We start from the raw sequence: 19,665 nt of genomic DNA, 5'->3' as shown, positions 1-19,665 counted from the left end.
TGTCCCGCATTTTTATTTGTTTCGGACCCCGTCCCTCACCGGAATTCCGAAATCGGGCATTCCGTCTTCCGTCCAACCGAACACTTGCGCTCTGGTGTGCCGGTTCGGGTCATAAAGCGGATCTCCCGTAATCTCCTTGTAATTCCGGGCGTGATAAATCATCACGTCCTCGCCGTCCTCCGATACGGTAAAACTGTTATGCCCCGGCCCGTACTGTCCCGTTTCTTCGCACGTCCGGAAGACCGGCTCCGGCGATTTGCTCCAGGAGCGGGGATCCAGCAAATCGGCCGATTCATCGGCCCAGAGCAATCCCATGCAGTAATTATGGTCGGTCGCGCTGGCCGAATAAGCGATGAAAATCCGCCCGTTCCGCTTCAGTACCGCGGCGCCTTCATTCACCCGGAACCCGATGATTTCCCAAGGGTATTCCGGCGTTGAGATCATGACCTGCTCCCCTTTTAGCGTCCACGGATTTTCCATCCGGGAAATGTACAGGTTGGAGTTCCCCTCGATCTCCGGATCCTTCTGAGCCCAGACATAGTAAAGTTCACCCCGATGTTCGAAGGTGGTGGCATCCAGCGCGAAGCTCTCCCAACGGGTTCGAACTTGTCCTTTCTCCACCCACTTCCCCTCCAAAGGGTTCGCCGAGCCGTTCTCCAGCACGTACATGCGATGATCGAACAGGCCGTCCTGCGTTTCGGTCGTCCGGGCCGCCGCGAAATAAATGTACCATTTCCCTTGAATATAGTGGATCTCCGGGGCCCAAATGTTGGCGCTGAGCGGACCTGTGTCGTATTTGCGCCATGCCACTACGGGCTTGGCCTCACCTAAGCCTTGGATGGTGGCCGAGCGCCGGATCTCGATCCGGTCGTATTCGGGAACCGAGGCGGTAAAATAATAGTAACCGTCGCTATGCTTGTAAACCCATGGATCCGCACGCTGTTCCACCACCGGATTGACGTAATCTCGTTTTGTGTTCATCCCTTGTTCTCTCCTTTTTTCTATATTCTATCTATAAGGTTGAACGCAAAAGGCTTAGCCTTTCACGGCACCTGCGGTCATCCCATCAATGAAATATTTCTGGAAAGCCACGAACAGGATAAATATCGGAAGAATCGAAAAGAAAGAGCCTACAATCAACAGATCATAGTTGTTCCCGTAAGGAGTGAGCAGCGTCTTCAGCCCGATCGGAAGCGTGTATTTATTGGCGTCGCTCAACACCATAAACGGCCAGAGAAAATTGTTCCAGCTGTTCATCCCGTTCAGGATGGCCATAGCCGCGAATGAAGGCTTCATCACGGGCAAAATCAAACGCATATAGATGCCGTATTCCGAGGCTCCGTCCACCCGGCCGGCCGCAATGATCTCCTTGGGAATGCCGCTCAAATACTGTCTGAAAAAGAAAATGGTCGCCGCGCCCGCGATCCCCGGCAAAATAATCGCCGAATAGCTGTTCATCAGCCCGATATTGTAGGTCAGCGTGTACAGCGGAAGCAGCAAAATTTCAAACGGAACCATCATGATCAGAAGCACGCATATAAAAAGGAAGTTTTTTCCTTTGAATTCGTAGGCCGAAAATCCATAAGCAACGGTGGCGCTCACAAACAAGGTTAGAGCGACCTGAACGACCGTTAAGAACAATGAGTTAAAGAACCAGCTGAAATAGGCGTGCTCTCCCGTAAACAAGTAAATGAAATTGTCGAAGCTCATGACATTCAAATCAAAACGCAAATTCAGTCCATACCGGACCAAATCCTCACCCGGCTTAAACGAAGCGATGGTCACCGCATAAAAAGGGATGAGAATCAGAAGGCAGAGAATGGAAAAAAGCAGAAAGAGGGACACTTTGATCGCGGTATCCTTTTTCATGAGATCAGTCCTCCTTCTTAAACATTCCGGAGAATGTCAGCTGCGTCAAATTGATAATCATCGTAATCGCCAGCAGAACGATCCCGACCGCGGCCGCGTAGCCCAGGTTGTTCTTTTCGATCCCTTGGCGGTACAGATAGCCTACGATGGTGAGACCGATATTTTTCGGCGAGTTGTTGCCGTTCCAAAGCATCATGCTCTCGATGAACATCGCAAGGCCGGCATAGATGCTGATGGTCAACACATAGATCGTCGTCGGCTTGAGCAGCGGCATCGTAATTTGCGTAAATTTCTGGAACCGGGTCGCTCCGTCGATGGAGGCGGCTTCGTAATATTCATCGGGAATGCTTTTTAATCCCGACAAAAAGTACAGCATATTGACCCCCGTCCATCTCCAAGTCGCCAGCGCAACGAGTGCGATATAGCCTGTGACTTGGCCCTTCAAAAACTTGACCGGGTCGATGCCGAAGTAGCCCAGAACGCTGTTGATCAGCGAGCCTTCCATCTCTCCGAACATCAGCCGAAAAATCGTCCCCGCAACGACAACCGAAGTCAGTGCCGGGAAAAAGAAGGACGATTTGAAAAATTCCCGTCCCCACATGAATTTACTGTTGATCAAGACGGCAAACAGCATCGGAAATGGGATCAAAATAATCAAGGTGAGCACCATATAAACCGCGCTGTTGATCACCGCTTTAAGGAAGATGCCGTCCCCCATCAGCTTGGCATAGTTATCCATCCCTACCCACTGCGGCTCCTGCCCGAGGGTCAGCTTCTGAAAGCTCATGGAAAAGGAGCTGGCCAGCGGATACGCCCAGAAAATCACAAAAACCAAGATGAAAGGCAGCACAAACACGTAAGGAGCGACCTTTTGCGAATACAGAAATCTTTTTATCATAGTCTCCTACTCCTTTGGGAAGGGAGCCGCTCCCGTGGCGGGGCAGCTCCCTGGCTTGGATTCGTACCGCTTATTTCAGATCCTGCAAAATTTGGGCTTGCGCATCGTCCAGCGCCTGCTTAATGTCCTTGCCGTCCTCAAAGATCTCGTTTAACGTCACGGTGCAGAGCACGTTATTGATCGTCGGGGAGGCCGAGGTCGACTTGATCATCCGGATTTCATCCTTGATGTCGTTCAGGACATCAAACGGGTTGTTTTGGAAGTACTTCACAAATGCATTTTCCGGGTTATGCGTAACTTCCTTTTTGCTCCAAATGTCCATGTTGACCGGATCGAAACCAAGCGTGTTCCAGATTTCGATGTTGGCATCCTCGGACAGCTTGGCGAAAGCTAGGAAGTCCTTGGCCAGTTGGATGTCCTTGGCCGTTTTGGTTACGACGGTCCCCGTACCGCCGCCGCCGACGGATCTAGGCATGCCCTTCTCAATGACCGGAATCGGAGCAAGGGCGATCTTGCCGCTCAGTTCAGGCATATAGTTGGTGTATCTCGACATCTGCCATAAAGGCATGAATGCGGTTGCGTAATTGCCGGCATTGAATTCGCCGTAAGCTTCTTCCGTATCCGGCTGGCCGCCGGCGATCGTGGCGATAACGTTGTTGTCCTGGAGATCTTTCAGGATCGTGAGGGCTTTGACCATCGCTTCCGAATTGATCTGCGGGTTGCCCTGGTCGTCCGTAAAGTCGGTGCCCTGTTGGGCTAACAACTGGGACAGCTGCCAGGTTGCGCTCGTATCCGCGGTGCCCATATATTTGCCGGTCTTCTCATAGACTTTGATTCCGGCCTGTTTGAAATCTTCCCACGTAACGATACTCTTGTAGTCCACGCCCGCTTCTTCCAAAATCTCCGTGTTGTAGAACGCCACCGAAGCGCCTACGTGAGTGGGAATGCCGTAATTTTGGCCGTCCTTGCTGTAAATGTCGATTCTCGATTTGACGATGGTATCCCTGTAAGGATCGATGACATCGTTCAGCGGTACCAACTGCGGTGTATCCTTCAAAAAGTCCGGGAATTTGCCGAGCTCGATATCGGAAATATCCGGAGCGCCCACACCGGTTTGAACGGCGATCGAAAGCTTGTTGTGCATATCGTCATAAGGCATTACGGTAACATTCAGCTTGATTTGCCGGTCCGGATTCGCTTGATTCCATTTTTGCAGCATCTTCTCGAAGTGTTGGCCATGAAGTTCGACGAATGTCCAATAGGATAATTCCGTAGCGTTTTCCCCCGCTCCGCCTTCGAGCACGGACGTTTCCCCGCCCGCTCCGGCCGAGGAGGACGATTTGCCGCTGCAGCCCCATAACGCCGTAGTCATCATCAGCGCCAGCAGTGTGATAAACCACTTTCTCTTCATACTTGACCCCTCCGCTTCTTTAATTGGCCTAAGCCTTTTTCAAACGCATGACATTCCAGGACGCTTTGGCAAGTCTGCCGGTGAGATAGCCGTCGCGCAAGGAAGCGCCTCCCCCGGAATGAGGTTTGACTTTCTCCTCTGCCGCAGTGTTTACCGCTTTCAAATCTTCATGTTCCATCACGATGTGCTCGACGAGCCGGTAGCCTTCGAAACTGCGGACATCGCATTCCAAATCCAGCGCTTCGTTCAGGTTCCGGTTGACTGCAAATATCGTAACCTCTTCCTCCGCCTCGTTATAAACAACGGCGGTGTCGAGATAAGGAACATCGGTGTAATCCTGCGCGTCATAGCGCGGCGAGTCGACAATCGGTTGCAGAGAAACGCCCCGGCCATACAATGAGGCGTGCATATACGGATAGAAGATCGTCTGTTTCCAGGCCCGGCCTCCATTCTCCGTCATGATCGGCGCGATCACATTCACCAGTTGGGCCAGGCAGGCCATCTTCACCCGGTCGGCATGGCGGAGCATGGTTATCAGCATACTGCCGACCAGCAGCGCGTCTTCAAAGTTATAAATATCCTCAAGCTGCGGCGGACCGATCGTCCAAGGCTCGATTTTGGCGTCGGCATCATTGGAGTGATACCATACATTCCACTCATCGAAGCTCAGATACATCGTCTTCTTGCTCCGCTTCTTCGCTTTGACATAATCGCAGGTGGCGGCCACCGTCTTGATGAAATGTTCCATATCCATCGTTCTTGCCAGGAAATTGGCCGAGTCGCCGTCCCGGTTGCCGTAATATTGGTGCAAAGAGACGTAATCGGCAACCTCATAGGTATGATCCAGCGTTACCGCTTCCCATTCCGGGAAAGTCGGCATGCCCGTACTGGAGCTGCCGCAGGAAACAAGCTCAATGGACGGATCGATCAGACGCATCGCCTTGGCGGTTTCATACGCCAATCTTCCGTACTCTTGCGGCGTCTTCTGTCCGATTTGCCAAGGTCCGTCCATCTCGTTGCCGAGACACCAGGTCTTGATGCGATGCGGCTGTTCATAACCGTGGCTCCGGCGCAAATCGCTCCAATAGCTTCCACCGGGATGGTTGCAGTACTCCAGGAGATTTCTTGCCGCATCCACGCCGCGCGTGCCCAAATTTACGGCCATCATTACTTCGGAACCGACTTCCTGGGCCCATTTCACGAATTCATTGGTGCCGACATAGTTCGGCTCTACGGTTCTCCAAGCGAGCTCCAGCCGTTTAGGCCGGTTCTCCACCGGTCCGACCCCGTCTTCCCAGTTATAGCCCGATACGAAATTCCCTCCGGGATATCGAATGATCGGCACATTCAGTTCCCGGATCAATTGTTTGACATCATTGCGAAAACCCGCGGGATCGGCGTCCGGGTGGGAAGCTTCATAAATCCCTCCGTATACGGCCCTTCCCAAATGCTCGATAAAAGAACCGTAAATCCGCGGATCGATCTCCGAAATCCGGAATGATTTGTCCACGATCATTTTAGCTTTTGATCCTGCTGACATTGGCGGCACCTCTATCACCTTCCGTTTTAGATCTTCTTAAAACTTTTCGATTAAACTTGAATGAATACGCTTACAGGTATAAAATAACATATAACCAGGAGGCTGTAAATATATAAATCTAAAACTTTTTATATTTTTATAAAATTAAATGATTATTCGCCAAATTTCAGCACATTCCAAACAAATACACCGTATTTTCACCGTATTCATTTCATATTTATTTAAATGTTATGCGCGTTTTTTGTTAAATATTTGTCTTTTTTCTTCTTTCTCTAGAGTCTTGGGATATATTTCTTTATTATAAGGAAGTGTTAGTTTATAATTATTTAAAGTAAAATGGTGTCTACTATAATCGGAAGAGGGTTATCTTATGATTTACATCAAGGATTTGATGAGCGGGATCGATATTTTCAAAGCGTTGAGCTCGGAGATTCGGATTCAGATCCTGGAATTGCTGGCCAAAAACCAAGCCTTGAACCTCAATGAACTCGCGACGCGGCTGAATCTCAGCAACGGGGCGATTACGATGCATATTAAGAAGCTGGAAGAAAGCGGATTGATTGAAATCAATACGACGGTCGGAAAACACGGCATCCAGAAAATTTGCTACCTTAATAAAGACAAGCTGATGGTCGATCTTAAAAGCAAGGAAGTCGAGAATCTGTATGAAGTGGAAATCCAGGTAGGCCACTACAGCAATTACCAGGCCCTGCCGACCTGCGGACTGGCGACCAAGGACAGCATTATCGGCGATTTTGACGATCCCCGCTATTTCGCCGACCCGCAGCGGATCGATTCGGAAATCATCTGGCTGACCGAAGGCTACCTGGAATACCGGATTCCGAACTATCTCAAGCCGAACCAGACCTTCCGCGAAATCCAGTTTTCCATGGAGCTGGGCTCGGAGGCCCCGGGATATTGCGACAACTACCCATCGGACATTTACTTCTATATCAACGGCATCGAAATCGGCTATTGGACCAGCCCGGGAGACTTCGGCGACGCCCGCGGCACATTCAATCCGGACTGGTGGCCCCCGCATCTCAACCAATACGGCATGCTGAAGCTGATCCGCATTAACCATGAAGGAAGCTTTATCGACGGCTGCCGCATTTCCGATGTCACGCTGGACCAGATTCAGCTCGATTACAAAAGCGAGCTCACGTTCCGCATCGCCGTAACGGAGAAGTCGTTCAACAAGCGCGGGCTGACGATCTACGGCCGAAACTTCGGCAACTACAGCCAGGACCTGTTGGCGCGAGTACTATACAATGTGAACGGGGAGTGAGCTGAGCATGTAGCGGCGCTAAAGACTCCACACCGCAAAAAAGCCCAAACTCACGAGTTTGGGCTTTTGATGCCGGTTTCCTGTTTTTTGGAAACCTGGGCCAGGTCAAGGTCAAACGCCGCTTAGCGCACCTGTTCAGGGCTAATCCAAAAATCCGGTTAGGCACCCGCCGCCCGGGAGTATAAAGGCCTTTTGAGGCGCTATTTTGTCGAATTCGGCTCATCGGGACGGAATAGCGGACTTTTGAGGCCTTATTTTGAGGCAAACACCACTGGCGTTGCATTAAACCTGACATGGTGCTGCCGACCCCGCAATCTCACTTGCCGCCCGTTATAATAGCGGCGTTTTGGGCTGCTATTTCGCCCAAATTCGCTTTTTCGGGGAAAATAGCGGCTAAAAAAGGCCTTATTTCTCTGGAGCGAGTCCAAAAATCGGTTTTCGGCCCGCTTTTCCTTAAAATAAGGCCCCCAATGACCGCTATTTCTCACCGAAGGGACAAATTCGACAAAATCACGCCGCAAACGACCGTTTATCCTCTCGCCCGGCTTCAAAGGGAGGCGGTTACGGCCATTAGACCCTTCGGGTTAATGCAACGCTAGTGGGCAAACACGGCCAAAACCCCGGTTTCGGGGTACCTGGCCAGTAAATAAGGCCTTTTTGGACCGCTATTATCCCGCCGAAGCCGAATTTGGCCGAAATAGCGCCCCAAATGGCCGTTAATTCGGGTTGGCCGGGGATGATGCGGGCCGGGAGGCCGGAGCCAGAGCCAGACTCAGAGCCAGGGCCGACCCCAGCTCCGACCAGGTCCCAGGCCCGGACCAACCCTGGCAACGGCTCCGCCCCGACCACGGCCCCCGATCCTTGCCACGGCCCCGTCCCTTGCCCTGGTCCCGATACTAGCCACAGCCCTGCCCCGCCCTACCCCTAACAGGGCAAGGGCGCGCCTTCCCCAGGCCGCTTCTATTGAAGCCGGGCGGGCGACTCGACTTCGGCTCAACGCTTACAGCGTCTGCCCGTTGTCGACCGTAATGATTTGCCCGGTGATCGAGGGCTGCTCCAGCAGGGCGCAGATCATCTCGGCAATCTCCTCGGGCGGAGAGATCCGTTCCAGAGGCAGATGAGTGATTAACGAATGCATCCGGGTTTCCTGTCCTTCCCACCAGCGGGTTGTGACGGCTCCGGGGGCGACACAGTTTACCCGGATCGTGGGAGCCAAAGCATGGGCCAACGACTTCGTCAGACCGTGGACGGCCGATTTAGAAACGGCATAAGGAAGCGAAGATCCCTTGCCGGTCAGCCCGGCTACGCTGCCCACGTTGACGATCGCCCCTCCGCCGGAGGCTCTCATGTAGGAAGCCACGGCCCGAGCACAATGGAACATGCCGACAACGTTCACGCCAAAAAGCGCTTCCCACGCCTCCTCCGTAACGGCCTCCAGATCATCCATGGCGATATGACGGGTGATGCTCGCATTGTTGACCAACAGATCCACCGTTCCGAATTCGCGCACGATTTCGTCAACCATTCGATCGACGTCCCCCTTTCGCGAGACGTCCGCTTGGAAGGCCATCGCTCTTCCGCCAGCTTCCGTGATAGCGCGAACGGTTTCTGCGGCTTCCGCCACCGACCGCGAATAATTGACGGCAACGATCGCTCCCCGGCTCGCAAGCCGCTGGCTGGTCGCTCTCCCGATGCCGGTTCCACCACCGGTGACCAAAACCACTTTATTTTTCAATTCCATTAACAATTACCCCCATCCCTTCGTTTCTATGGACCAGACCGTCCTTCCGTCCGCCTGACCAATTGACCATAAATACCCCCACGCAGATCAGCGCTCCCCCCGCATAAACATACCAAGCGATCCGTTCGTCCAGCAGGACGAAGCTGCAGAGGACCGCGAAGAGCGGCACGAGAAACAGAAACGCGCTGGTGCGGGCCGGATCCCCGTGTTTAAGCAAATAAAACCAGAGCGAGAATTGGACAATCGAGCACATCACCGCGAGCCAAAACAGCACGAGCAGCGAGGCTGCGTTGAGAGCGAAGCGGGGCGCTTCCGCGAACGAGCTCAGGACAAGCAGAGCGATCCCGCCGGCCAGCATCTGATATGCCGCCAGCACGGTCATGTCGAACTCCGGTCCATACCGGTTAATCAGAAGCGTAGCGACCGTAAAGCAAACGGCACCGGCAAAGCAAAACAGCATTCCAGGTTCGATTCGCACATGGAGACCAAAAGTTAAAACGACGCCGGCAAAGCCGATAACAACCCCCAGCCATTGGCGCCACCGGTAAATTTTCCGGTAAAGAACGGCGCCCAGCACGATTACCATAAGCGGACTGGTGCTTGTGATAATGGCCGATTCCCCCGAGTTGATCCAGCGCATGCTGAAAAACACGAACCCCATGACGCCGGCGGACTGAAACAATCCCAACACGGCGGCTTGAAGCCATTGTTTGGCGCCCCTCGGCTGCTTCCTTTTCCGCACGAAAATAGCCAGCAAACCTCCGGCCAGAACGAAGCGGAGCCCCATCAGCAAAAAAGGGGAGGCGTAGGTAAGCCCTATTTTTCCAACCGGAAACGCCACCCCCATAAGAAAGGTCGTCAAAAGAACAAGAATGGTGAATCGTGACCTGCCAATACTCAAGTTTATTTCCTCCCTGCCATCTGGTTGTCGATCATGATTGTATTGTAGAGGAGCCTTGCCTTTATGTATAATGAACGTTACAGATATCCGATATCACAAAAAACGATACCTAATAAATTGATTCTTTGATAACGAACGGAGGATGGCTTGTGGAAAGTGCGGACCTGCGAATATTTCAGGCGGTGGCCTATGAAGGCTCGATTACCAAAGCCGCGCTGCGGCTCGGGTATGTTCAGTCGAACGTGACGGCCCGGATCCGCCAGTTGGAGAGCGAAATCGGGACGGCGTTGTTCCACCGGCATAACCGGGGAATGACCCTTTCCTCCAGCGGCCAGACCCTGCTGGCTTATGCCGACAAAATCATCGGGCTCCTGGATGAAGCCGCCCTTGCGCTCTCGCCGTCCAGCGAACCGGGCGGGCCTTTGCTGATCGGGGCCTCGCAAACGACGGCGGCCGTCCGGCTGCCCAGGCTGCTGAGCCGGTATTACGAAATGCATCCCAAGGTGGAGCTGACGCTGACCACCGATTTATCCGACCGCCTGATGGAAAAAGTACTCCAGTATGAGCTGGACGTAGCTTTTATCAGTACGCCATGCCGGCATCCCGAGCTTACGCCGGTCTCCGTGTTCGACGAAGAGGTCGTGGTGATCTCCGCCCCTTGGATTATCGAGCTGGACGACGCGCTGACCAAGCCGAATCTCGTATACAGCAAAGGCTGTTCATACCGCGAAATTCTGGAGGGATGGCAGCACTCCCGCGGGATCCGGCAGCTGAAGACGATGGAATTCGGCACCTTGGAGGCGATTTTGGGCGGCGTCTCCTCGGGACTCGGCATTTCCCTCGTTCCCCGAGTCGTTGCGGAAATGCCGGGAAATGTCGGCTCGCTGCGGATCCATGAAGTCCCCGAGGCCCTCAGACGCATGAAGACCGAACTCATCTACCGCAAAGACGCTTATATGACACCGGCTTTGCGGGCGCTGCTTAAGCTCTTGGGGGTGAGCACGGAGGAACATGAACAGGGGCAGGGGCAGGAGCAGGAGCAGAAGCAGAAAAAGAAGCAAAAGAAGGAGAAGGAGCAGGGGCTGGCGAAGGAGCGAGAACAGGTGCAGGTGCGAAAGTAGGAACAGATCTGCACCGAATCATAACCACCCGTCAAACGGTGGCTTGCTCTTAGGCTATAAGCCTTTATTACTCCGGCTCGCGTCTAAAGGCGCTAGCTTTCACTTCGTTCAAGCTACTATACCGTTGCCGCTTTTGCCTACCCCTGAAGGGGTGCGATTATTACTAGTCCCCCTTCAGACCACCTCGATAACATAAAATTCCTGCATATCTGCATGTTTTTTCTTGTTCGGGGCCCAAAATTTTAAAATTCCTGCAAATCTGCAGGAATCTTTGACGAAACCGGCTCGTTTCTCTAAAATCGCTGGAAATGCCTGCAGATTTACATCTTTTTTCGCATTCCCCCGGGAATCGGCTTAAATACCTGCAGATTTGCATCTTTTTAGAGTTGGAAGCTTGGAAACACACTAGGCGCCTCTTTATAATGTGACATCTCACTTCGATTAGCCATTAGCCATTAAACTACCTTTTCCTTTCGTTATACATAGCAGCTTGAACACTCCTATGATAACGAACCCATCGGGTGTTTTTTGTTTCGCACGCTTCGAGTGCTCAACTGGCTAAAGCCACTAACCCAAAAACGAGCTGACGACGGAAATCCCTCGTCAGCTCGTTTTTGATTGGGCGGGCTTTATCGCCCGCCCGCCTCGTTCAGCGCCCGCAGCAGCGTATGGCGGTCGCGGATGAGGTGCGCCTCGCGGAGGCTGGCCGCCAGCAGCTCGTCGTCAATGCCGAGCTCCTGCCGGCTGGACGGCCCGCCCGCGAGCCGGAGCAGCTCGCGTATGGCCGCCTCCCCGGGCACGGCGGCCAGCCATTCGCGCACCTGCCCGCCATGCTGGCGGAGCGCCTCCGGCTCGCCGCCCGGATAGACGCCGCGCTCGGCGGCGTCATGGTAGAGGCGCGAAATTTCGGCGCAGGCTACGCCGACCTTGGCGCCGTGCAGCAGCGCCCGGCGACCCCGGCGCAAATATTCCATCTCCCAGTAATGGGAGAGATGGTGCTCCGCGCCGGAGGCCGGATGCGACTGCCCGAACAACAGCATGGCGATGCCGGACTCGATCAGCGCCGTCATCAGCACCGTGATGCCCCGCTCCGTGCGCTCGCCGATCTCGCGGGCGTGCTCCACGCAGGAGGCCAGCGCCCGCTCGGTGATCAGCGCGGCCTGTTCGTTGTACGGTTCTCCCGCCGTCAGGCTGGAGAACTTCCAATCGAACAGGGACGTCATTTTGCCGAGCATATCGCCGAATCCGGCGGCCACCAGCGGCTGGGGCGCCTCCATCAGTATGCGCAGATCGGCGAAGATGGCGACCGGCGGCACGGCCGGCACCGTCTTTTTGGTCCCGCGGATGATCAGCGGGGCGCCGGCCGACGTGAAGCCGTCCACCGAGGGAGCGGTCGGCACGGAAACGAACGGAATCCCGCTCTTGTGCGCGGCGAAACGGACGATATCGTGAATCGTCCCCGAACCGACCGCCACCAGCGCCTCCGTCATGCCCGGCTCGACCGCGAGCAGCAGTTGGATTAGCGAGGCCTCGTCGGCCACCACATCGCCCGTTTCATTCGGCGCAAGCAGGCAAAGCGCCGGTTCCAGCCCCGCCTCGGCCAGCATCCGCTCGAGATCCCGGCCCGCGGCTTCATAGGTGTTGCGGTCCGCCGCCAGCAGGAGCCGGCGGCTGCCGCGCTCCCGTAAATACGGCGCCACCTGCGATAACGCTCCCGTTTCGAGGACGATTCGTTCAAAAAACGCCGCTTCCTTGACCATGGACATTCCGATTCCTCCCCACTGTCGATTTCGCTTTTTTCTATAGCTTAACACCCGTTACATATAACGTTTTATTCCGCCGACTTCTTGATCGCCTTCAGCCGCTTCATCACATCGTTCTCCCCGCGGCCGAAATAGTCGTGCAGCTTGCTGTATTCCTGATACAAGCGTTCATAAACCTCCACGTTCGCCGGGATCGGCTTGAACGTTTCCTCCTTGACCCGCGCCATTTGCGACGCCGCGTCAATGATCGTATCGTAGCCGCCGGCTTCCGCGCCCGCGGCCACCGCCGCGAACATCGCCGCGCCGAGCGCAGGCGTCTGCTTGGAATCGGCGACGAAGATTTCGCGGTTCGTGACGTCCGCATAAATCTGCATCAGCAGCCGGTTCTTTTGCGGCAGCCCGCCGCAGGCGTACAGCGCATCGACCGCCACGCCGTTCGAGTGGAACGCGTCGACGATCTTCCGCGTGCCAAACGCGGTCGCTTCCAGCAGGGCGCGATAAATCTCCTGCGGCTTGGTCAGCAGCGTCATGCCGAGGATCAGGCCGGTCAAATCCGTATCGACCAGCACGGACCGGTTTCCGTTCCACCAGTCGAGGGCGAGCAGCCCGGTTTGCCCCGGTTTGTACTTGGCCGCTTCCCGCTCCAGCCATGGATGAACGCCGATGCCCTCTTGGGCGGCCGCTTCCTTGACATAGGCCGGCAGCGCTTCTTCAACGTACCACTCAAAAATGTCGCCGACCGCCGACTGCCCGGCCTCATAGCCGTACAGCCCCGGGATGATGCCGTCTTCGACGACGCCGCACATGCCTTCAACCTGCTTCTCCTCCGTGCCCAGCAGCATGTGGCAGATCGAGGTGCCCATCGCCATGACCAGCTTGCCCGGCGTCACGACGCCGACCGCGGGGACGGCGGCGTGGGCGTCCACGTTGCCCACCGCGACGGCGATGCCCGGACGAAGGCCCGTCAGCTCCGCCATCTCCGGCGTCAGGCCGCCCGCACTGGTGCCGAGCGGGATCACCTCGCCGCGCAGCTTCGTATCCGTCAAATCTTCCAGCCGCGGATCGAGCGCCTTGAAGTAGGCCTTATCCGGATACCCCTTCTGCTTATGCCAGATCGCCTTGTAGCCGGCGGTACAGCTGTTGCGGACGATTTTGCCGGTCATTTGCGAAATGACCCAGTCCGTCGCTTCCAGGAACATGTCGGCCCGCTCGTAGATGTCCGGCGCCTCGTCCAGGATTTGCCACACCTTCGCGATCATCCATTCGGAGGAAATCTTTCCGCCGTAGCGCGGCAGGAAGTCCTCTCCCCGGGCGGCCGCGATCTCATTGATCTTGTCGGCCTCCGGCTGGGCCGCATGGTGCTTCCACAGCTTGACCCAGCTGTGCGGCCGTTCGGCATACGCCGGGTCGAAGCACAGCGGCTCGCCCTTTTCGTCGATCGGCAGCATCGTGCAAGCCGTAAAGTCGATGCCGACGCCGATCACGTCGGCCGGATCGATGCCGGATTCGGCGAGGACCGCGGGAACCGATTTCCGCAGAACCTCCAGGTAATCGTCGGGATGCTGCAGCGCCCAGTCGTGTTCGAGCTTGATGCCCGAGCCCGGCAGATACTCGTCGATGACATGGTGGGGATAAGGCGTGACATGGTCCGCAACCTCGCGGCCGTCGGACAGATCCACCAATACGGCGCGCCCCGACTGCGTCCCGTAATCGACACCGATCGTATATTTTTTGCTCATCGCTAACCCTCCTGAACCGTTTTATATAAATATATAAGTTCTTCCCTATGCTTTATTTCTGGCCGTAATAGGCGTTGGCTCCATGTTTGCGCAAAAAATGACGGTCCAGCAGCGTCTGTTCCATCGGCGGCGTGTCAGGCCGGATTTGCAGCATCCGGGCGGCGATTTTGGCCACCTCTTCCAGCACGACGGCATTGTGCACCGCGTTATGGGCATCCTTGCCCCATACGAACGGAGCATGCGAATGAACCAGAACGCCGGGCACCTGATTTGGGTCGAGGTCCTTGAACCGCTCCACAATGACATTGCCGGTTTCCAGTTCGTAAGCGCCTTCGATTTCTTCCTTCGTCATCGGACGCGTTACGGGAATCTCCCCGTAAAAATAATCCGCATGCGTCGTTCCGTAAGCCGGCAGCGCACGTCCGGCCTGCGCCCAGCTCGTGCCCCACGGCGAATGGGTGTGAACTACGCCCCCGATCTCGGGGAATGAGCGGTACAGCACCATATGCGTCGGCGTATCGGACGAAGGGCGCAGCTCTCCCTCCACGACCCGGCCTTCCAGGTCGACAACGACCATATGCTCGGCTTTCAATTCCTCATAAGGAACCCCGCTGGGCTTGATAACGAACAAGCCGCTCTCCCGGTCAATACCGCTGACATTTCCCCATGTAAAGGTAACCAACCCGTATTTGGGCAGCTCCAGGTTGGCTTCCAACACCTGCCGCTTCAGCTTTTCCAGCATGAACAGCCACTTCCTTTCCCGTTTTGATCCCATGTTCTTTTCAGCATTTCAAAATGTACGTACAAGTCACCCAGCAAGCGTCCCTACCCCTTCCTTTGTCAGGGAGGAGAAGGGAACGCCCGATTCTTCCTTTTAAACGTTATTTTCTGGTAATGACCGAATCCCGCTCGATCAGCTCGGGTTCATAGAGAACGTCCTCATATTCGGCCCCGTCCTCGATCATCCCCACCAGCTGCCGGGCGGCCGTTTCGCCCATTTCCGTCTTCGGGTGGGTGAGCGTGGTCAGCTTCGTCCCCGAGGCAACCGCCAGGCTGGAATCGTCGAAACCGATCAGCGACAAATCTTCCGGAACGCGGAGCCCGCACTGGGCCGCGGCCTCCATCAGCATGACCGCCAATTCGTCGTTGTAGCACACAAATGCGGTCGGCCGCTCCCCCTGCGGGCTCCCGAGCAATTTCAGGGCTTCCTGAAAGGGGAGGTCGTTTTTTTGCTCGGTCGTATAAGTGATCACCCGGCTGGAGCCCACCGGAACACCATAGTCCCTGTGGGCCGCCAAAAAACCTTTCAAACGGCCGACCCCTTGCAGGTCGTCCCTCTTGAAAAACCCCGCGATAGAGTCGTGTCCCCGTTCCAGCAGATAGGAGGCCGCTTTGTAGCCGCCGCTTTCGTCATCGACTTTCAGGCAGGGACACTCCAGTTCCCGGTATTTCTCGTTGATCATCAGATAAGGGATGCCTTTGGCCTGCAAATCCAGAAAGAACCGCAGGTTCGGATTTCCCTCCGCGCTCCGCGTCGGCTCGATGATCAGGCCGCTGAGCGGCTGGCTGGTCATGAGCTGCAGGCTCTCCATTTCCTTCTCCTTGGTGTTGTCCGTGCTGCTGAGAAGAAGCCGGTATCCTCTGCTGCGCAGCTCCGCCTCCGCTCCCCGCACGATATGGGGAAAAATATAGTCGGAAATATACGTCGTAATGATGCCGATCGTCTTGACCTGCTCGCTTTCCCGACGCTGCGGGTTCCGGGCGAATGTCCCTTTCCCCTGGATGCGCTCCAGCCATCCGTCCTTCTCCAGTTCGCCGAAGGTCTGGCGCACCGTTTGCCGACTGAGGCCGAACTGCTCCGCGATTTCATTCTCGGAAGGAAACTGCTGTCCCGGCTGCAGCCTTCCCGATTGCAGCCAGGTCAGCAGCTCGCGCTTCAACTGCATGTACTTTGGAATTTTGCGATTCTCCATATTTTGCTCCATCCTTCATTTACTCCAGCCGCCGTACGGTTAAATCGCGGCGCGCTTTTTGCACTCTAACCGCTATTGTATCACAGGCCGGGCAAATCCGGACGGGAGCGGCCGGGCCGTTATCTCAAGCGGTAAGCCGCATCGCTCCAGCGAAGCTCGTTCTTGAAACGGCGCACATCGGTGTTCTTGTCGATAATGACCGCTTCGATGCCGGCCAGGTCCGCCCAGTCGCACAGTTGGTCGGCCGTCATCGCGTAGGACAGCACCGTGTGATGCGCGCCGCCGGCCAAAATCCAGGCCTCGGCGGATTCCCGCAGCGACGGCTGCGGCTTCCACAGTACGCGGGCGACCGGAAGCTTCGGCATCGGTTTCTCGACCTTCACGCCGTCGACGACGTTGACAAGGAGCCGGAAGCGATGGCCCAGGTCGACCAGCGACGCGTTAACCGCCGGCCCATCCTGCCCGTCAAAGACGATCCGGGCCGGGTCTTCCTTGCCGCCGATGCCCAGCGGATGCACCTCGATCGTCGGCTTCGTCGCCGCGATCGTCGGACATACCTCCAGCATGTGCGCACCGAGAATCATATGATTGCCCGGCTCGAAATGGTAGGTATAGTCCTCCATGAACGAAGTGCTCTTGTTATCCGCGAGCACCTTGAGCACACGGGTGAGGGCGGCCGTCTTCCAGTCGCCTTCTCCGCCGAAGCCGTAGCCCGCTTCCATCAGGCGCTGTACCGCCAACCCCGGAAGCTGCTTCATGCCGTGCAGGTCTTCGAAGGTCGTCGTGAACGCGCCGAACCCGCCTTCTTCAAGAAACCGTTTCAAGGCGATTTCCGTCCGCGCCTGGTAAGCGATGGAATCGCGAACCGGTCCGTCGCTCAAGCCTTCTTTGGTAATCGTGTATCTGTCCGCGTATTCCTCCAGCAGCGCCTTGACTTCGGCGTCGCTGACCTCGTTCATCACCTGGACCAGATCGCCGATTCCGTAGCCGTTCACGGACCAGCCGAACTGGATTTGCGCGGAGACTTTGTCGCCGTCCGTTACGGCCACTTCGCGCATGTTGTCGCCGAACCGCGCCACTTTCAGGCTGCGGCTTTCTGCATGGGACACCGCCGTCCGCATCCAGGCCGCGATATCGCCGCGAACCTCGCCGTCCTCCCAATGCCCGACGACGATTTTGCGCGCGATGCCGAGGCGGGCGCCGATATGGCCGTATTCCCGGTCGCCGTGGGCGGACTGGTTCAGGTTCATGAAGTCCATATCGATCGATTCCCATGGGATATCGCGGTTAAATTGGGTGTGCAGATGAAGCAATGGCTTTTGCAACTGCGCCAGACCGGCGATCCACATTTTGGCCGGGGAGAAGGTATGCATCCAAGTGATCACGCCGGCGCAGGAAGGGTCGCTGTTGGCCTGCTGCAAGAGGTTGTAAATTTCATCCGGCGTTTTGACGATCGGCTTGAAGACGACCGGATACGCGAAAGCGGGGTCTTGATCGAATTGCTCGGCGATAATGCGGGAGTGCTCGGCGACCTGCTCGAGCGTCTCCGGACCGTACAAGTGCTGACTTCCGGTCACGAACCAAAATGAATACGGTTTCAAATTCATGTGTATACGCCTCCTACTATACGATTATGTTGTCTTACCTCTTGTACATACAATATTTAAATAATGTAGTTTAATCCAACCTTGTACGTACAACTTATAATGATTATATTTTATTCCGACTTCCGCCAAATAGCAAGAGCTAAAAATCTATGTGATGTTTTGTAAGCAACGTCAGTACGAATTCCAGGTAGGCAGCGTAACCCCCGATATATTTATCACATAAATCTATCGATTCGAAAATCTCGACCATCAAAGTAAATCATGTCGCCTTCCGGAAGATGCCATATCGCCTGTAAACGAGAGGGCTGCTTACGGCCATCCTTAGTTTGGTAGTCGCTAAACAATGCCGTCCACTTCACTTGCTGTCGATCGCCATTCATCGAAGTATAGATCCGATCCTCCGTTGAAAACGAGAGCAATTCCCCGGTTTCGCCGAAAGTAAATATACCGCTAGCTTCGATGCCACCATAGGTAATGATTGCTTTTGCGTGCGTATTGTCCACCTCTTTCCAGGAAATGTAGCTTTGCAGAGCAGCATCGGGAATCAATAACGACTCGGATAAAAAGGTCGCCAAGCACGCCTGATCCATATCCCCTCCCGTTTCGTTGAACAAGGTAATCCCTTTGGCCAAAACGCCTTTCATGCCTCCTTCACCGTCCAGAAGAGAGTCATATCCTTGAAATGGAATGCCGTACATCCGTGTATCGATGAATGCAACCCGATCTGCTTTCTGCACAAAATTAACCTGCGAGTAATCTATTTTGATCATGGGCTTTTCCCGCGATAGCTTAAAATCCACATCCTTAAAATTGATTTTCATGTGTGAACTCTTCGGTTTGCCCATATAACCACAGGTCTTCAAATATCTCTTTACAGGAAGGGGTAAATGTTCGACTTCTTCATAGGTAAGCACCCCTGTCACTTGGCTTGAACGATCTATACGCTCCTTGACATCCCGATTAAACTCCGCCTTCAGGGGCGAATACGGAATAACAAAAAAAACGACGACGGCAACAACGGTTAAAACCAGTAAGGACAATCCGATCAACATAGGTTTTCGTACTCCTTTCCTTATCCTCAAATCCTTTAACTCTCCCTTGCGCGGTAATTCTCTTCGATCCGGCCCAGATTGTCTGCCAACTGTTGAATACCGTAAAATAAACCGTCCGTTAACTTCTCATCAAAATGATGAAATAAATCTTGCATAAGCTCATTTTCAAGATCTTCTCGTCCCTTAAAATAAGCGTGGCACTTGGATGTCAACTGAACCCGGACCACTCTCGCATCCTGTTCATCTCTCTTGAGGGCAACAAACCCCTGCTTCTCAAGAATCATGGCCAGTTTCTTTATGTTTTGTCTGGAACAACCGAAGATGCCCGCAACTTCACCTAGTGTGGGAGCCGGGCTTCCATTCTTTAAAATAATGGCGATCAGGAGCCATTGCTTCAAGGTGATATTCTTATCTAATTTATCCCCTACGATTTGCAGCCGATTCGCCAGTGTCAGTATAGTAGCAAAAATGAATGCTTGCTTCTCCTCTTGATTCATCGCGCTAAACCTCCTTGCAAATAGGTAACTAGTTACGTTTTTTTATTTTACATAATCAATTACCTGTTTTCAGTGATATATGTTGTACCCCCCATCGTAGCGGCATGTTAAAAGCAAAAAAGCAGGCCCCTACTTCAACGAAGTCAGGGCCATGCAAATCCTCATGTTGGTTGATTTTTTCTCAGGCAAATAAGTTGTGGGAACTAAGAACCGTATGGAGTATGTTTATTACGGAAGTTTCTATATAGGTTGAACTAAAGAATTA

General features: G+C 54.6%; 16 protein-coding genes. 2 read left to right on the top strand and 14 right to left on the bottom strand.

Features of this window, described 5'->3' with window-relative positions; translation table 11 throughout:
• Positions 1-12 precede the first annotated feature (12 nt).
• From FRY98_RS09095 to arfA, 5 genes are all read right to left on the bottom strand, one after another.
• The gene (locus tag FRY98_RS09095; RefSeq protein WP_148451454.1) at positions 13-981 is read right to left on the bottom strand and encodes a glycoside hydrolase family 43 protein; all 969 of its coding nucleotides are present in this window, start codon (positions 979-981) and stop codon (positions 13-15) included.
• 54 nt (positions 982-1,035) lie between these two features.
• Positions 1,036-1,869 carry a carbohydrate ABC transporter permease gene (locus FRY98_RS09090; protein ID WP_148451453.1) on the bottom strand — a complete coding sequence of 278 codons (834 nt, stop codon included), beginning with the start codon at positions 1,867-1,869 and terminating at the stop codon, positions 1,036-1,038.
• A gap of 4 nt (positions 1,870-1,873) precedes the next feature.
• Positions 1,874-2,767, bottom strand: a complete 894-nt coding sequence (locus FRY98_RS09085) for a carbohydrate ABC transporter permease (protein ID WP_148451452.1) — start codon at positions 2,765-2,767, stop codon at positions 1,874-1,876.
• A 70-nt stretch (positions 2,768-2,837) separates the two neighbouring features.
• The gene (locus FRY98_RS09080) at positions 2,838-4,178 is read right to left on the bottom strand and encodes an ABC transporter substrate-binding protein (protein WP_148451451.1); all 1,341 of its coding nucleotides are present in this window, start codon (positions 4,176-4,178) and stop codon (positions 2,838-2,840) included.
• 28 nt (positions 4,179-4,206) lie between these two features.
• A complete protein-coding gene (arfA, locus tag FRY98_RS09075; protein ID WP_148451450.1) occupies positions 4,207-5,718 on the bottom strand; it encodes an arabinosylfuranosidase ArfA in 1,512 nt (503 codons plus the stop codon).
• 370 nt (positions 5,719-6,088) lie between these two features.
• On the opposite strand from arfA, the gene FRY98_RS09070 reads away from it, so the two are divergent.
• Complete coding sequence (locus tag FRY98_RS09070; protein ID WP_148451449.1) at positions 6,089-7,006, top strand: ArsR/SmtB family transcription factor; 918 nt, start codon at positions 6,089-6,091, stop codon at positions 7,004-7,006.
• Between the two features lie 1,000 nt (positions 7,007-8,006).
• Here FRY98_RS09070 and FRY98_RS09065 read toward each other — a convergent pair.
• Positions 8,007-8,747, bottom strand: coding sequence for an SDR family NAD(P)-dependent oxidoreductase (locus FRY98_RS09065; RefSeq protein WP_148451448.1), 741 nt, complete (start codon positions 8,745-8,747; stop codon positions 8,007-8,009).
• Complete coding sequence (locus FRY98_RS09060) at positions 8,731-9,648, bottom strand: DMT family transporter (RefSeq protein WP_249043375.1); 918 nt, start codon at positions 9,646-9,648, stop codon at positions 8,731-8,733. The genes FRY98_RS09065 and FRY98_RS09060 overlap by 17 nt, the downstream gene beginning before the upstream one ends.
• 149 nt (positions 9,649-9,797) lie before the next feature.
• Here FRY98_RS09060 and FRY98_RS09055 point away from each other — a divergent pair, with 149 nt between their 5' ends.
• The gene (locus FRY98_RS09055) at positions 9,798-10,769 is read left to right on the top strand and encodes a LysR substrate-binding domain-containing protein (protein WP_148451447.1); all 972 of its coding nucleotides are present in this window, start codon (positions 9,798-9,800) and stop codon (positions 10,767-10,769) included.
• A gap of 629 nt (positions 10,770-11,398) precedes the next feature.
• On the opposite strand, the gene FRY98_RS09050 is transcribed toward FRY98_RS09055, so the two are convergent.
• From FRY98_RS09050 to FRY98_RS09020, 7 genes are all read right to left on the bottom strand, one after another.
• Positions 11,399-12,535: a sn-glycerol-1-phosphate dehydrogenase gene (locus FRY98_RS09050; protein ID WP_148451446.1), complete on the bottom strand. Its 1,137-nt coding sequence runs from the start codon at positions 12,533-12,535 to the stop codon at positions 11,399-11,401.
• A 65-nt stretch (positions 12,536-12,600) separates the two neighbouring features.
• Complete coding sequence (locus FRY98_RS09045; protein WP_148451445.1) at positions 12,601-14,271, bottom strand: ribulokinase; 1,671 nt, start codon at positions 14,269-14,271, stop codon at positions 12,601-12,603.
• 52 nt (positions 14,272-14,323) lie between these two features.
• Positions 14,324-15,013 carry an L-ribulose-5-phosphate 4-epimerase gene (gene araD / locus FRY98_RS09040; protein ID WP_148451444.1) on the bottom strand — a complete coding sequence of 230 codons (690 nt, stop codon included), beginning with the start codon at positions 15,011-15,013 and terminating at the stop codon, positions 14,324-14,326.
• Between the two features lie 139 nt (positions 15,014-15,152).
• On the bottom strand, positions 15,153-16,244 hold the full coding sequence (locus FRY98_RS09035; RefSeq protein ID WP_148451443.1) for a GntR family transcriptional regulator: 1,092 nt from the start codon (positions 16,242-16,244) through the stop codon (positions 15,153-15,155).
• A 119-nt stretch (positions 16,245-16,363) separates the two neighbouring features.
• Complete coding sequence (araA, locus tag FRY98_RS09030) at positions 16,364-17,851, bottom strand: L-arabinose isomerase (RefSeq protein WP_148451442.1); 1,488 nt, start codon at positions 17,849-17,851, stop codon at positions 16,364-16,366.
• 215 nt (positions 17,852-18,066) lie between these two features.
• On the bottom strand, positions 18,067-18,903 hold the full coding sequence (locus FRY98_RS09025; RefSeq protein ID WP_148451441.1) for a DUF6544 family protein: 837 nt from the start codon (positions 18,901-18,903) through the stop codon (positions 18,067-18,069).
• A gap of 35 nt (positions 18,904-18,938) precedes the next feature.
• Positions 18,939-19,400: a MarR family winged helix-turn-helix transcriptional regulator gene (locus FRY98_RS09020; protein ID WP_148451440.1), complete on the bottom strand. Its 462-nt coding sequence runs from the start codon at positions 19,398-19,400 to the stop codon at positions 18,939-18,941.
• Positions 19,401-19,665 lie beyond the last annotated feature (265 nt).

Source organism: Paenibacillus faecis (assembly GCF_008084145.1).
Lineage (GTDB): Bacteria > Bacillota > Bacilli > Paenibacillales > Paenibacillaceae > Fontibacillus > Fontibacillus faecis.
The sequence above is the reverse complement of the archived record's forward strand: the minus strand, read 5'-3'. Positions and strand labels throughout refer to the sequence as shown.